Annotated in this window: 15 protein-coding genes; 6 read left to right on the top strand and 9 right to left on the bottom strand. The window is 70.0% G+C overall.

What is annotated here, in order from left to right; all coding sequences use genetic code 11:
* The first annotated feature begins 80 nt into the window (after nucleotides 1–80).
* On the top strand, nucleotides 81–1,424 hold the full coding sequence (locus ACYVO6_RS20930) for a UDP-glucose dehydrogenase family protein (RefSeq protein ID WP_461063252.1): 1,344 nt from the start codon (nucleotides 81–83) through the stop codon (nucleotides 1,422–1,424).
* Between the two features lie 71 nt (nucleotides 1,425–1,495).
* Here ACYVO6_RS20930 and ACYVO6_RS20935 read toward each other — a convergent pair whose 3' ends face one another.
* Nucleotides 1,496–2,011 (bottom strand): CGNR zinc finger domain-containing protein, encoded by a 516-nt coding sequence (locus ACYVO6_RS20935; RefSeq protein ID WP_461063254.1) that lies wholly within the window; start codon nucleotides 2,009–2,011, stop codon nucleotides 1,496–1,498.
* An 82-nt stretch (nucleotides 2,012–2,093) separates the two neighbouring features.
* Here ACYVO6_RS20935 and ACYVO6_RS20940 point away from each other — a divergent pair, with 82 nt between their 5' ends.
* Nucleotides 2,094–2,453, top strand: coding sequence for a VOC family protein (locus ACYVO6_RS20940; RefSeq protein WP_461063257.1), 360 nt, complete (start codon nucleotides 2,094–2,096; stop codon nucleotides 2,451–2,453).
* 239 nt (nucleotides 2,454–2,692) lie between these two features.
* Here the strand turns inward: ACYVO6_RS20940 and ACYVO6_RS20945 are convergent, their stop codons facing one another.
* The 3 genes from ACYVO6_RS20945 to ACYVO6_RS20955 all read right to left on the bottom strand — a co-directional run bounded on the left by ACYVO6_RS20945 (nucleotide 2,693) and on the right by ACYVO6_RS20955 (nucleotide 5,684).
* Complete coding sequence (locus tag ACYVO6_RS20945) at nucleotides 2,693–2,842, bottom strand: hypothetical protein (RefSeq protein WP_461063259.1); 150 nt, start codon at nucleotides 2,840–2,842, stop codon at nucleotides 2,693–2,695.
* Between the two features lie 4 nt (nucleotides 2,843–2,846).
* The gene (locus ACYVO6_RS20950; protein WP_461063616.1) at nucleotides 2,847–4,100 is read right to left on the bottom strand and encodes an RNA polymerase sigma factor; all 1,254 of its coding nucleotides are present in this window, start codon (nucleotides 4,098–4,100) and stop codon (nucleotides 2,847–2,849) included.
* Nucleotides 4,101–4,247: 147 nt separating this feature from the next.
* The gene (locus ACYVO6_RS20955; RefSeq protein ID WP_461063261.1) at nucleotides 4,248–5,684 is read right to left on the bottom strand and encodes an MFS transporter; all 1,437 of its coding nucleotides are present in this window, start codon (nucleotides 5,682–5,684) and stop codon (nucleotides 4,248–4,250) included.
* A 53-nt stretch (nucleotides 5,685–5,737) separates the two neighbouring features.
* Between ACYVO6_RS20955 and ACYVO6_RS20960 the strand changes: the two genes are divergently transcribed.
* Nucleotides 5,738–6,409, top strand: a complete 672-nt coding sequence (locus ACYVO6_RS20960; protein WP_461063263.1) for a TetR/AcrR family transcriptional regulator — start codon at nucleotides 5,738–5,740, stop codon at nucleotides 6,407–6,409.
* A 1-nt stretch (nucleotide 6,410) separates the two neighbouring features.
* A complete protein-coding gene (locus ACYVO6_RS20965; protein ID WP_461063265.1) occupies nucleotides 6,411–7,001 on the top strand; it encodes a class I SAM-dependent methyltransferase in 591 nt (196 codons plus the stop codon).
* Between the two features lie 39 nt (nucleotides 7,002–7,040).
* Here ACYVO6_RS20965 and ACYVO6_RS20970 read toward each other — a convergent pair whose 3' ends face one another.
* From ACYVO6_RS20970 to ACYVO6_RS20990, 5 genes are all read right to left on the bottom strand, one after another.
* The gene (locus tag ACYVO6_RS20970) at nucleotides 7,041–7,625 is read right to left on the bottom strand and encodes a Uma2 family endonuclease (RefSeq protein WP_461063267.1); all 585 of its coding nucleotides are present in this window, start codon (nucleotides 7,623–7,625) and stop codon (nucleotides 7,041–7,043) included.
* A 59-nt stretch (nucleotides 7,626–7,684) separates the two neighbouring features.
* The gene (locus ACYVO6_RS20975) at nucleotides 7,685–8,530 is read right to left on the bottom strand and encodes a hypothetical protein (RefSeq protein WP_461063269.1); all 846 of its coding nucleotides are present in this window, start codon (nucleotides 8,528–8,530) and stop codon (nucleotides 7,685–7,687) included.
* A gap of 347 nt (nucleotides 8,531–8,877) precedes the next feature.
* Nucleotides 8,878–9,426, bottom strand: a complete 549-nt coding sequence (locus ACYVO6_RS20980) for a YciI family protein (RefSeq protein ID WP_461063271.1) — start codon at nucleotides 9,424–9,426, stop codon at nucleotides 8,878–8,880.
* 36 nt (nucleotides 9,427–9,462) lie between these two features.
* Nucleotides 9,463–10,572, bottom strand: a complete 1,110-nt coding sequence (locus tag ACYVO6_RS20985) for an LCP family protein (protein ID WP_461063273.1) — start codon at nucleotides 10,570–10,572, stop codon at nucleotides 9,463–9,465.
* Between the two features lie 83 nt (nucleotides 10,573–10,655).
* Nucleotides 10,656–11,699, bottom strand: a complete 1,044-nt coding sequence (locus tag ACYVO6_RS20990) for a LacI family DNA-binding transcriptional regulator (RefSeq protein WP_461063275.1) — start codon at nucleotides 11,697–11,699, stop codon at nucleotides 10,656–10,658.
* 119 nt (nucleotides 11,700–11,818) lie between these two features.
* Here ACYVO6_RS20990 and ACYVO6_RS20995 point away from each other — a divergent pair, with 119 nt between their 5' ends.
* A complete protein-coding gene (locus tag ACYVO6_RS20995) occupies nucleotides 11,819–13,228 on the top strand; it encodes an ABC transporter substrate-binding protein (protein ID WP_461063277.1) in 1,410 nt (469 codons plus the stop codon).
* Complete coding sequence (locus ACYVO6_RS21000; RefSeq protein ID WP_461063279.1) at nucleotides 13,225–14,154, top strand: carbohydrate ABC transporter permease; 930 nt, start codon at nucleotides 13,225–13,227, stop codon at nucleotides 14,152–14,154. Before ACYVO6_RS20995 ends, ACYVO6_RS21000 begins: the two co-directional genes overlap by 4 nt.
* The last annotated feature ends 18 nt before the right edge of the window (nucleotides 14,155–14,172 follow it).

The following is a 14,172-nucleotide window of genomic DNA, read 5'->3' on the forward strand; positions in this document are numbered from 1 at the left end:
GAGAGTTGCCCGATGAGCCGCACGCGACCCCCCGACTATGCTCAGGCAGCGCACCCCACCCGCCACCTACTGGAGCACCCATGGCCCTGAAGATCACCGTGATCGGCACCGGCTATCTCGGCGCCACGCACGCCGCGGCCATGGCCGAGCTCGGCTTCGAGGTGCTCGGCCTCGATGTCGTTCCCGAGAAGATCGAGATGCTTCAGCGGGGCGAGGTCCCGATCTACGAACCCGGTCTGGAGGAGCTGCTGCGCAAGCATGTCGCCGGGATCGAGGGGGCCAGCGGGCGGCTGCGTTTCACGATGGACTGGGCCGAGGTCGCGGAGTTCGGTGACGTCCACTTCGTCTGCGTGAACACACCGCAGAAGCATGGCGAGTACGCCTGTGACATGTCGTACGTCGACGCCGCCTTCACCTCGCTCGCCCCGCATCTGAAGGGCCCCGCCCTGGTCGTCGGCAAGTCGACCGTGCCCGTCGGCTCCGCGGACCGGCTCGCTCGTACGCTGGCCGAACTCGCGCCCGCCGGCGAGGACGCCGAACTCGCCTGGAACCCCGAGTTCCTGCGCGAGGGCTTCGCCGTCAAGGACACGCTGCACCCCGACCGGATCGTGGCCGGTGTGCGCAGCGAGCGCGCGGAGAAGCTGCTGCGTGAGGTGTACGCGACGCCGTTGGCCAACGGCACGCCCTTCGTGGTGACGGACTTCCCGACCGCCGAGTTGGTGAAGACCTCGGCGAACTCCTTCCTCGCCACCAAGATCTCGTTCATCAACGCCATGGCCGAGATGTGCGAGGCCTCGGGCGGTGACGTCGCCAAGCTGGCGGAGGCGATCGGGTACGACGACCGGATCGGGAAGAAGTTCCTGCGGGCGGGGATCGGTTTCGGTGGTGGGTGTCTGCCGAAGGACATCCGGGCGTTCATGGCGCGGGCGGGCGAGCTGGGGGCCGATCAGGCGCTGACCTTCCTGCGCGAGATCGACTCCATCAACATGCGGCAGCGCGGTCAGATGGTGGAGCTGACGCGTCAGGCGCTGGGGAGTGGCTCGTTCCTGGGGAAGCGGGTGGCGGTGCTGGGTGCCACGTTCAAGCCGGACTCGGATGACGTACGGGATTCGCCCGCGCTGAATGTCGCGGGGCAGATCCATCTTCAGGGCGGGCAGGTCACGGTGTACGACCCGAAGGGGATGGTGAACGCGCGGCGGCTCTTTCCGACGCTCGGGTACGCCGATTCCGCGATCGAGGCCGTACGGGGTGCCGATGTCGTCCTGCATCTCACCGAGTGGAGTGAGTTCCGGGAGCTGGATCCGGCGGTGCTGGGTGAGGCCGTGTCGCGACGGCTTGTGCTGGATGGGCGCAACGCACTGGACCCGGCGGTGTGGCGGGCGGCCGGCTGGACGTACCGGGCGATGGGCCGTCCGGCGGCTTAGCGGGTTTGGCTGTTCGTCGGTTCGGCCTGCGGCCTTTGGCCGACGGTGTCACAGGTCCTCGCGCGCATCCTTCACCGTGAATCCTTCGCGCTCGCTCGGTAGCGGCGCATCTTCGCCCTCGCCCCGCAGACCGACATGCTGCACCAGCGCCCCCGCCCCGCCGGGCTGCGGTCGTAGTACGCCCAGTGGCAGGTCGGGGCCTCGCAGGCCTTGAGGCGGAGCCAGGTGCCGGCGGTGATGGCCTCGGCGATCGCGGCGGCCACGCGGGAGGTGAGGGGAGCGGGGCGGGCGGGGGTGAGGGAGGCGGAGCCGTCCCGTTCGTCGACCGTGATCAGCAGTGGTGCCTGGGCCAGCAGCTCACCCAGGGGGGTCACCGTGCGGTGCGGAGGGTGGCCCGCATGGGCCAGGCAGGCGGCGCGCAGGGACTCGCGCAGCTCGCGTGCCGACGCCAGGTCCGCCTCCGTCAGGTCCAGCGCCGCGCGCCCCTCGGCCGTGTCCAGGGAGTCGGCGCCTGTCTCGATGTCCAGGGTGTTCACCAGGGACTCGACGAGGGCCAGGCCGCCGGGAGCGGGCGCTCGGTCATTCATGGTTGCGACGTTACCCCTTATGCGGGAGCATGCAGTAACCGTTACTCGTTGAGGCCTCTTAGAGGTAACCGAGGAGGAAGTCATGGCTCTCGCCAAGCTGGGTGCCGTCGTCCTGGACTGTCCCGACCCGCGCGCCCTCGCCGAGTTCTACGCCGGGGTGCTGGGCGGTGACCTCGAGGAGGACGACGGCTGGGTCGACCTGCACGTGCCCGGCGGGCAACTGCTGGCGTTCCAGGCCGCCCCCGGATACGTACCGCCGAGGTGGCCGGCGCCCGACGCTTCGCAGCAGTTCCATCTGGACCTGACCGTCGACGACATGGACGCGGCGGAGAAGGAGGTCCTCGCACTGGGCGCGAAGGTGCTCGACGCGGAGGACCGGACGCGTAGTTACCGGGTGTACGCGGACCCGGCCGGCCACCCGTTCTGCCTCTGCGCCTGCTGAGGACTCAGCGGCGGCTAGGGTCTGTCCGGCGGATCAGGCCGGAGGGCAGCCAAGGGTGCCTGGCGAGCGGAGGTGAGGGGGGTCTGGTGCGTGCAGCTGCAAGGCGGAGGAGGGAGTCGACGCGATGGGGGTCCCCCCGCGCGAGCTCGGTTCGAGCGTGGGGGAGTCGGCGACCGACGACAACGCGGCAGATGTGCGTGCCAGGGCCCGCGTCTCCGGCATGATCCGCCGGACAGGCCCTAACCGTCGAGCTGGGCGATGCTCACCGTGGACGGTCCGCGACGCTGTTGCGCGGCACGGACCGTGAAGTCCGTGGCGCGCAGCACGCGTTGGACGTTGCCCCGAGGTGGGGTCTCGGTGGGTGGAGCGTTCGGGGTATGGGCGCGCATGCCCTCAGCGCACGCCCCGGTCTCCGCGGGTTTCCTCGGCCCGGGCCAGCAACAGCCCCCGCTCCCGCTCGTTGCGCGTGAGCGCCGCTGCGCGCTCGAACTCGGCCCGCGCTTCGGCCGTACGCCCCAGGCGGGCCAGCAGGTCGCCGCGCACGCTGGGCAGCAAGTGGTAGTCGCGCAGGGCGGGTTCGGCGGTCAGGGCGTCGACGATGGCGAGGGCCGGTTCGGGGCCCTCGGCCATGGAGACGGCGACCGCGCGGTTCAACTCGACGACGGGGGACGGGGTGCGGGCGGCGAGGAGGCCGTACAGCGTGGCGATCCGGCTCCAGTCGGTCTCCTCGTACGTGTACGCGTGGGCGTGGCACGCGGCGATGGCGGCCTGGAGGACGTACGGCCCCGGACCGCCGCCCGTGGCGACCGCCTCGGCGCGGGCGAGGGCGGCGAAACCGCGGCGGATCAGCATGCGGTTCCAGCGGGCCCGGTTCTGGTCCGCCAGCAGCACCGGCTCGCCCGACGGGCCGGTACGCGCGGCTGAGCGGGACGTCTGGAGCTCCAACAGCGCGGCCAGGCCGTGTACTTCGGGTTCCTTCGGCATCAACTCGGCCAGTACGCGGGCGACTCGGAGCGCGTCCTCGCAGAGCGCCGGGCGCAGCCAGTCGTCTCCGGCGGTGGCCGCGTATCCCTCGTTGAAGATCAGGTAGATGACCTCGAGTACGGACCCGAGCCGGGCCTCGCGCTCCGGCCCGTACGGCACCTCGAAGGCGACCCCTTTCGCGGCGAGCGTCCGCTTGGCGCGGACGATGCGCTGGGCGATGGTCGCCTCGGGAACGAGGTAGGCGCGGGCGATCTCGGCGGTGGTCAGGCCGCCGAGCAGGCGCAGGATGAGGGCGACGCGGGCCTCGGCGGACAGAACCGGGTGGCAGGCGGTGAAGACCAGCCGCAGCAGGTCGTCGTCGATGTCGTCGGGGTCGGACGGTTCGTCGACGTGGCCGTGCGGCGCGGATGTCTCCAGGTCGCGGCCCATCTCCGCCAGCTTGCGCGCGTACCGTTCCCGCCGCCGTACGAGATCGATCGCGCGGTGCTTGGCCGTGGCCGTGAGCCAGGCACCGGGGTTGTCGGGGACGCCGTCGCGCGGCCACTGCTCCAGGGCGGCGACCAGCGCATCCTGCGCGAGCTCCTCGGCGATACCGACGTCGCGCACGATGCGGGCGACGCCCGCGATGATGCGGGGGGACTCGATGCGGAAGACGGTTTCGATGGTGCTTTTGGCGCCCCTTTCAGTGGCCGTCTCCGGGGTGCTCTTGGTGCCCCTTTCGGTGGCGCGGTCCGCGGGGTCTGTCGGCTGGTTCGACGGCTCTGCTCTCACGGCACACCATCAGACACCTACGGAGCCGTACGGCCAAGCTCAGCTCTTTTCGGCGAGAGGCGTCTCCGCGAGTCGCGGCCGTACGGAGGTCCGGTACAGGACGCCGGCCGCGAGGGACCCGGCGGCCAGCAGCGCGGCGGCCACCCAGTAGGCCGCGGAGAACCCGTCGACCATCCCGGCGGGCCCCGCACCACCGGCATTCGCGGCCACCGTCACCAGCACCCCCAGCCCGACCGACCCGCCGATCTGCCGTGAACTGTTGAGCAGCCCGGAGGCCATCCCGGTCTCCTCCGGGGCGACGCCCGCGGTGGCCGCCGTGCCCAGCGGTACGAAGCACATGCCGATGCCGATGCTGGCGACCGCGGACGGCGCGAGCACGGACAACCAGAAGCCCCCGTCCACGGCGACGGCCGCAGCGAACCACGCGAACCCCGCGGCCCCGAGCAGCCCTCCCACCACCAGCACGGCACCCGCCCCGAACCGCCCCACCGCACGCGTCGCGACAACCGAGCCGACGACGACGCCCACGCAGAACGGCAGGAACGCGCTCCCGGTGGCCGTCGGCCCCCATCCCAGGACCTGCTGCATATAGAGCGAGGTGAAGTAGAACGCCGCGAACTGTCCCGCCGACATCAGCAGCGCGAAGACGTTCGCCGCGAGCACCGGTCCGCCGGCCAGGAGCCCGAGCCGCAGCAGCGGCTGCCTCAGGCGCGTCTCGATCACGACGAACGCGACGAGCAGCAGCGCGGCGGCGCCGAGCGTGCCCAGCGTCCGGGCGGACAGCCACCCGTACGACTCCGTGCGCACCAGCCCGAGTACGAGCGCCGTCGTCCCGGCAGTGACGAGCAGCGCGCCCGCGATGTCGAGCCGGGGCCGCGGACCGGCGCTGCGGTCGACGGGTACGGCGGTCCGCGCGACCGCCAGCACGGCGACCACCACCGGCACGTTGATCAGCATCACCGAGCGCCAGCCCGCCCAGTCGGTGAGCAGTCCGCCCGCGAGCACCCCGACCGCCCCGCCCACCGCTCCGGCGGCGCCCCACAGTCCGAGTGCCCGCGAACGGGCCGCGCCCTCCGCGTAGTTGACGGTGATCAGGGCGAGCGCGACGGGTGCGAGGGCGGCCGCCCCTGCGCCTTGCGCGGCGCGGGCGGCGATCAGCTGACCCGGCGTGGTGGCGAGACCGCCCGCGAGACTCGCGGCGCCGAACACCGCGAAGCCGCCGACGAGCATCCGCCGCCGCCCGACGACGTCGGCGAGCCGCCCGCCGAGCATGAGCAGTCCCCCGAAGGCGAGCGCGTACGCATTGACCACCCAGGCCAGGGACTCGTCCGCGAAGCCGAGGCCGCTGCCGATGTCCGGCAGCGCGACATTGACGACGGACATGTCGAGAGAGACGAGGAACTGCACGGTGAGCAGCACCGGCAGTAACCAACGAGCTTGTGACCAACGGGCTTGCCGAGTCTGCGAGTTCACCATGTCCAGCACATTATTATACGCGTATAGAAATTCGACAGTGGAGAATGCCTTCCGTGGCAGAGGCAAGGAAGAACGTCGGGCGTCCGCGCCGTATCGAGGCTCGGCAGATCGTGGACGTCGCACGCCGGATCATCCAGGAAGAGGGCGTCGACGCGGTCTCGATGCGCAGGGTCGCCAAAGAGGTCGGCACGACGCCGATGGCGCTCTACCACCACGTCCGCGACAAGGACGACCTGCTGATGCTCACCCTCTCCGGCATGGCGGCCACGGTGCCGCGCCCCGACCTCCCCGAGGACCCGCGCGATCGGATGCTCGCGGTCACGGTCCACATGCACGCCGTACTGCGGCAGATGCCGTGGGTGATCGAGGTACTGGGCCTCGGCGACCTCACCGACAAGGGCGCCCTCTGGATGACCGAGGAGATCATCGCCTCGGGCATCGCGTCCGGCCTGACCCCCCGGGCGGCGGTCCACGCGTACCGCACGATCTGGCACTGCGTCTACGGCGACCTGGTCTTCCGCCGCGCCATGGAACGCCGCGCCCAGGAGCCGGACCGCAAGCGCTACTTCCCCGACGCCCTCCTCTCCGAGGACGACGCGACGGAACTCCCCCACCTGACGTCCCTGGCCGACCACTGGGACGAGCTGACCGGCGACTACGACATCACGGAACAGCTGAAGGCGATCGTGAACGGATTGCTGGCCCACGCGAACACCGGAAACTGACATGCCGTTCGACCACAACGACCACTACCACCGTCTCCTGCTGCGCCGGCTGCCGAAACGCACGGGCCGCGCCCTCGATGTCGGCTGCGGCACCGGCCGCTTCGCGCGCAGGCTCGCGGCGCGCGGCTACGAGGTGGACGCGATCGACCCGTCCGCCGAGATGATCACCGAGGCGCGCAGGCTGGGCGGCGGCCCCGATTTCCGGCAGGCGGATGCCGGCACGCTCGACTTCTCGCCCACCCACTACGACGCCATCACCTGCCTCGCGAGCCTCCACCACCTGCCGTTCGACACGGTGACGAAACTCCGGGCCGCGCTGGCACCCGGCGGGACCCTGCTGGTCCTGGGCTGCTACGCGGGCATCTCCCCGTGGGACATCGTGGCCGTACCCGCCAACGCCGTCGCGCGGGCCACTGTCCACACGGCCGAGCGGCTCCGGGGCGCCGACGTCCCACCGCCTCAACCGCCCGTACGACAGCCCGAGATGACACTCCCCGAGATCCGCCGAGAGGCAGCACACCTACTGCCCGACTGCACCGTCCGCCGTCTTCTCTTCTGGCGGTACCTCCTGGAGTACCGGCGGGCTGCCTGACCGTAACGGGCGGCCCGCCGCGCGGAGTGCCACTCACGGTCAGTCGGCGAACTCCTTGAGCCCGTCGGTCTCCAGGGTGAAGCCGATGGGGTCCGGCAAGTCGATCGCGACACCGAAGGCCCTGCTGGTGACCGAGTCGTACTTCCCCTTTTCCGGGTCCGGGTCCGCGTGCACGACGACGCTGTTCGCATCCCGGTCAACGAGAAGGTAGACGGGGATTCCCGCGGCCGCGTAGCCGCGCGGCTTGTCGATGCGGTCGCGCTGGTTCGTATCCCGGTCGCGGGAGGTGACCTCGACGGCCATCAGGACACCGTCCGGCTCGGCCCACTCACCCGTTCCGACGAAGTGTCTGTCGGGAGCCAGAACCCCGTCCGCCTTGGCCCGCCCCTTGCGGTACTCCTCGATCTTGAGTTCCCGCTCCGCGTACAGCGTGAGATCCGGACGATGCTGCATGCACACTTTCGTGAGCCAAGCGATGATCTCGCTGTGGTTACCGTCCGGCACGGGCTTGACCACGACCTTTCCGTTGATGAACTCCAGTCGCACAAGCTCGGGTGCGTTCCGGGCAAGCTCCTCGAATTCCTCGACGAGCATCTGCGGCTGATCGGCAGTACGGGGGGTCATAGCATCGCCTCCTCCCCTCCATCCTGCCCCGAGTTCGGGTGGGCTGTGCTGCACGATCGTCATGCGCCTGCTCCTTTCTCTGTACGTGTCCCTGTGCGCAGGGCGGCACGCAGCCGCTCCGCGTGGTCGTGAACCCGGTCGGCCCCGAGGCCCGGCCGCTCTCCCCAGCAGCCTCCGCACAACCCGCCCCGCAGCCCGCCGGCCGACCCCGGCTCACCGCACGCCGTGCAGACCATCTCGTAGTGCGGCTGCCCGGGCTGATGCTGTTCGGGCGGGAGCTTGGCGAGGAGCCGGGCGTGTACGAAGCCGTAGGCATGCTCGACCCGTTCGGGGAGCCCGGCGGACACCGCCTGCACAAGCTGCGCCTCCCTCGCACCCCGCGCGAACCACTCGGCCGCCTGCTCCTCCAGCGCCCCGCACTCGGCGGCCGAGAGCGTCAGCCGGGCGTCGATGCGGCCGAGCCGGGCGAGTACGTCGTACGCGATCGACCGCGCCGCCCGTGAGGGCTCGGTGACCGGTGCCTTCCCGGCGAGGAAGGAGTCCCACCAGGCGTCGTCGCGCGCGGTGCGCGAGAAGAAGGTGTGCCACACCCAGCGCGAACAGCCGTCGACGGTGACCGGACGGCGTACGCGGCGCAAATGCCCTGCTGCGGAGAGGTTGTTGAGGGCGGTGCCGATGGCGCACTGGCCGTGTGGGAGGTGTTTGGCCAGCGTCTTGATCGAGATGTCGGACTCGTCGTCGAGCCGGTCCAGGTACGTCGCGATCGAGGCCTCGCGAGCGGGCAGATGACCGAAGTCCCGTCCCGTGCGGGGCTCTTGGTCGGGCGCCGACTTCTTTCCGTACCCCGGATTGGCCATGGGGTGGGCGGAGGGGCGCGGGGCAGCACTAAGCTGGGCAACAGCCATGGATCGAAGCTCGCATTCGATCTAGTTGGTCAGACCCCCGCGCGGTGCGCTAACACCCACGGGGGTCATTTCTTTCGGCGCACGCTACACGTTCGCCACACTCCGCCGCGACCCGATCACAAGAAGTCATCTCCCCTGGCCCGAGCGGCCCTTGGGCCCGCCGCACACAGCCACAGGGGAGGGAGGGTGGGTTGAGCCAACCCACCCATTCCTTGCAAAAGAGTCTCGAATCCCGACCCCCGAAGCTCAAGCCCCGACGCGCGCAACGAACTCCGCCCACGCGGGGGCGGGAACGGTCAACTCGGGGGCGTCATCGATCGAGTTGAGCTTCGAGTCACGAGTACTCATTACCGCCGCCCGCCGAACTCCCAGTCGTGGACCTCGATGTCGGCATACCGGTCCTGGGTCAGGACGGCGCGCGCCGCGGCCGGGTCCGGGGCTCGGAGCAGCGCCGCCGTCCCCAGCCAGGTGGCGTCGTCGTCGGACAGCAGGGGCCCGTACGCGATCAACTCGTCCTGGTCGGGAGGCAGTACGAGGTCGGCGGCCTGGCCTGAGCCGAGGCCGAGCACCAGGTACCGGTTGCCGCCGGTCCGGCCGCCGGGGAAATCCCACATGGTGCGGCCCAGCAGGTTGCGCCACCGGCGCAGCAGCACGTCCCGGTAGGCGCCTGCCTGGTAGTTGGGCTCGTCGAAGGCGAACGTGCGGGCGGCAGCGGGATCGGGCAGGTCGACGATGTGCACGCTGCCGGTGGGCGTTTCGCCGTCGGCGGCGAACGTCGGGCCGCGGGCGATCAGCTGCGACGCGTACCCATCCATGTACGACCAGTGGTCTTCCAGCAGTTCGTTGCGCAGCTTGACGGAGCCGGGCCGATCACGGTGGTAGCAGAAGAACTCCATGCCCACAGACTCTCAGGGGCGCCTGCCAGGAGTGCTTCACCTCAGCGACTCCCACAGCTGCCCCGCCTCCGGCTCCTCCGCCACCACCCGGTTCCGGTCGTACGGAGCCGGGATCACCGGCATCGTCACTGTTCTGGTGTCGGCCGAGGACAAGCCGCTCAGGCTCTGGCCGAGGCTCATCAGCTCGCTGAGCGAGTCCAGGTCCGTGTCCGTGGTGAGGCTGCCGGTCAGGGTGTCGGCGACGTTGTAGAGCTTGGCCGGGTTGGTGAGGAGCTCGGTGGCGGAGATCTGGTCGAGCAGGGCCTTGACCAGGGTTTGCTGCAGACCTATGCGGCCCAGGTCGCTGCCGTCGCCTATGCCGTGGCGGGTGCGGGCGAGGGCGAGGGCCTGCTCGCCGTTGAGGTGGTGGGTGCCCGCCTCCAGTTCGAGATGGCTGTCCTCGTCGGAGATGTCTTCGTCCGTCGTCACCGTGACGCCGCCGAGCGCGTCCACCAGGTCCGCGAAACCGGCGAAGTCGATCTCTATGTAGTGGTCCATGCGGACGTTCGTCATGGACTCCACCGTCTTGACCGCGCAGACCGGACCGCCCACGGAGTACGCGCTGTTGAACATCGCGTTGTACGCCACCGACGTCGAACCGCCCGACTCCCGCGGGCAGGCCGAGCGTGTGACGAGCGTGTCGCGCGGGATGCTCACGATCGTCGCCCCCGTACGGCCCTCGTCGATGTGGACGACCATCGCCGTGTCGGAACGGGCGCCGGAGCCCTCACCGCCCCCGCCGAGCGTGGCGTTGCGTTCGCCGCTGCGCGAGTCCGAGCCGAGGACCAGGATGTTCAGGGCGCCGCTCGGCAGCGGGGAGGCGGAGCCGTCCGGCGTCACCATGGCGCGCGCCGGGCGGTCGTCGCCCAGTGCGCTGTTGATGTCGACGCTGTCGATGTTGCGGTTCAGGTGCCAGTACGCCCATGCCGCCCCGGCGAGCGAGACGGTGAGTACGCAACCGAGCGCGATACCCGTGGCCTTGAGCAGCCGTGAGCGCCTGCCGGCCCTGTCGACACTTCCGACACTGTCGGCACCGCGGTCGACGGCGCCGCCGCGCTCGCCGCCGTTGTTCTCATCGTCGGTCCCGTCTTCGCCGTCTCCGCTCACAGAGAGGAACGTAAGTCCGAATTGTTACGCGCAGAAACCCCTAACGGCTTTTACTGAGGAAACTCTCATATTTCGTGGGGTTTCTACTGAAGTTTCGAAACTTTCGGTACGCCTTCCGTGCTGCTCCGCACCACCAGACTCGTCGCCAGCTCCACCCGCGTCGCTGTCGTGGGCCGTTCCCCGCGTCCGAGGTCGAGGACGAGCCGGGCCGCCGCCTCGGCCATCTCCATGAGCGGCTGACGGACCGTGGTCAGCGGCGGGCCCACCCAGCGGGCCACCGGCAGGTCGTCGAAGCCGACGATGCTGAGGTCCTCGGGCACGCGAAGCCCCAGCTCACGGGCGGCCTCGTACAGCCCGAGGGCCTGGAGGTCGTTGCCCGCGAAGACGGCCGTGGGCCGGTCGGGCTGCTTCAGCAGTTCGAGCCCGCAGCGGTATCCGGCCTCGTGGTGGAAGTCGCCGGTCCGGATCAGCGAGGGGTCGACGGGCAGTCCGGCCGTTTCGAGCGCGGCCCGGTAGCCGTCGAGCCGCGCCCGGCTGCACATCATTCGCGAGGGCCCACTGATCACCCCGATCCGCCGGTGGCCGAGGTCCACGAGATGGCGGGTCGCGGCAAGGCCGCCCTGCCAGTTGGTGGCGCCGACGGACGGCACGTCGTCGCCGGGGTCGCCGGCCGGGTCCATCACCACGAACGGGATGGAACGGCTGGTCAGCAGCGCCCGCTGGGACTCGTCGAGCCCGCTCAGCACGAGCACGACACCGTGCGGCCGACGGGCCGCGACCTGGTCGGCCCAGGTACGGCCGGGGGTGAGGCGGCCCGCGCTCTCGGAGAGCACCACGCTCAGCCCCTCGTCCCGCGCGACGTTCTCGACACCCCGGATGACCTCCATAGCCCAGGCGCTCTCCAGCTCGTGGAAGACCAGGTCGATCAAAGGCGAACGGGATGCCTCGGCCCGGCGCCGCCGATAGCCGTGGTGGCGCAGCAGCTCCTCGACGCGCGTACGGGTCGCGGGGGCCACATCGGCACGGCCGTTGAGCACCTTCGAAACAGTCGGAGCCGAGACTCCCGCCTCGCGGGCGATCTCGGCGAGCGTCGCGGACCGGGCCACGGCGGGATTCGGGTGAGTCATGGGCGCGATCGTATCCCTGCGCACCCTCTTGACGAAGCCCTTTGACGGCCATACGTTCCCGGAACATTCGAAGTGTAACTCGAAACATTCGATAGCGAGCCAGAAAAAGGGGTGCTGTCATGGAGTCGATCAGCGGGCTGTCCAACGACGGGCAGTCGGGCGGCAGGCCGGCCGGCGGCGACCGGCCACCGGGCAGCAAACCGCCCGCCACAGCCACCGGCAGCCGGTCCTTCAGCAGGCGCTGGGTGCTCGGCGCCGGCGCCACCACCCTGCTCACCACCGGACTCACCGCCTGCGGCTCCGGCAGCGGCAGTGGCAGCGACGGCGGCACGATCACCGCCTTCGTGTACGGGGACGACGCGGTGAAGGTCCAGGTCGCGTCGGTCGACCGGTTCAACAAGTCCGCCGCCGCCAAGTCGGCCAAGGGCAAGGTGAAGCTGGAGAAGGTGCCGGGCTCCGACTACTCCCCCAAGCTGCGTACGGCCATGGGTTCGCCCAGTGCGCCGGACGTGTTCTTCAACTGGGGCGGCGGCTCGATCAAGGCGTACCAGGAGGCGGACCAGCTCGTCGATCTGACCGACATCATCGAGGGCGATCCGGTCCTGAAGAGCGGCTTTCTGCCCTCGGTGCTCGCGGCCGGCGACCTCGACGGCCGCCACTACGGCATCCCGATGCGCGGCATGCAGCCCGTGATCCTCTTCTACAACAAGTCCCTCTTCGCCGAGCACAAGCTCCAACCACCCAAGACCTGGGACCAGTTGCTGGACAACAACGCCAAGCTGAAGGCCGCGAAGATCACCCCGTTCGCGCTCGGCGGCCTCGACATGTGGCCCGAGCTGATGTGGCTGGAGTACCTGCTCGACCGCATCGGCGGCCCCGAGGTCTTCAAGCGGATCCAGAACGGCGACTCGGAGGGCTGGGGCGACCCGGCCATGCTGAAGGCCGCCGAGATGGTCAAGGAACTGGTCGACGACGGCGCCTTCGGCGACAAGTTCGGCTCGGTGTCGTACGTCAACGGCAACGCGCCCGCCGTCTTCGCCAGGGGCAAGGCGGCCATGCACCTGATGGGCTCGTGGGAGTACCCCACGCAGCTCGGCAAGTTCCCGGACTTCGCCAAGAAGCACCTGGGCTGGGCCGCCTTCCCCACCGTCGAGGGCGGCACCGGCGACGTCCGCAACGTCGTCGGCAACCCCACCAACTACTGGTCCATCAACACCCGTACGAAGAACCAGGACGCCGCCGTCGCCTTCCTGAAGGACGCCGCGTCCCAGGCGTACGCGAAGGACCTCATCGCCAACGGAGACGTACCGACGACCTCCAACGCCGCCAAGCTCCTCGCCTCCTCGCCGAATCCCGAGTACGCGAAGTTCCAGTACGACATGGTCGAGCAGGCGCCCGCCTTCACGCTCTCCTGGGACCAGGCCCTCGGCGACGAGCTCGCCACCCCCATGCACACGGAGATCAGCAAGCTGTTCAGCGGGAAGTCGTCGCCGAGCGAGTTCGTGGCGGCGTGCAAGAGGCTGAAATGACCGCCACGAAAGTGCCCGCCACAAAGACGAGAGCCCCGGAAGCAGCCCCGGCGAAGGCCCCGAAGGCGAGCGCCGCCACGACAGTGGGCCGTCCGCACGCCGCCTGGGCCCTCCCCGGCGTCCTGTTCTTCGCCTTCTTCGCCGTCGTCCCCATGGGCGTGGCCTTCTACCTCTCCTTCACCACCTGGGACGGCCTCGGCGACCCGCAGCCGACCGGCCTCGACAACTGGCGGAAGCTGTTCGACGATCCGCGCTTCACCCAGTCCCTGTGGCTGACCGTCCTGCTGACGGCCGTCAGCTGGGTCTTCCAGACGGTCGTGGCCCTGCTGCTCGGCGTCTGGGCGGCGGGGCGGCAGCGCAACCGGGCGGTCCTCTCCGCGATCTTCTTCGTCCCGTTCCTGCTCTCCTCGACGGCGATCGCGCTGCTCTTCTACGCCCTGCTCGACCCGAACTTCGGCATCATCCAGAAGGACACGCTGGGCTCGTCCACGGGCGCGTTCCTGGCGATCGTGTTCGTCGGCGGCTGGCAGTTCATCCCGTTCCACACGCTGATCTACCAGGGCGGGGCCCGTCAGATACCCGAAGTCCTCTACCAGGCGGCGGCCGTCGACGGGGCGGGCCGCTACCGCCAGTTCTTCTCGATCACGCTGCCGCAGCTGCGCCACACGGTCACCACGTCCACCGTGCTGATGGTCGTCGGCTCACTGACGTACTTCGAGACCGTCCTGATCCTCACCAAGGGCGGCCCGGGCACCGACACGGCGATCCTGCCGTACCTGATGTACGAGGCGGGCTTCAAGCGCTACGACTTCGGCTACGCGAGCGCCATCGCGTCCTTCCTGGTCCTGGCCGCCACCGGCCTGTCCCTGCTCCTGGTGCGGCTGACCGGCTTCGGCGGCATGCGCAGTACCCGCGAAGGGATGTGACGAAGTGTCACAAGAGAC

Source organism: Streptomyces pseudoechinosporeus (assembly GCF_054783935.1).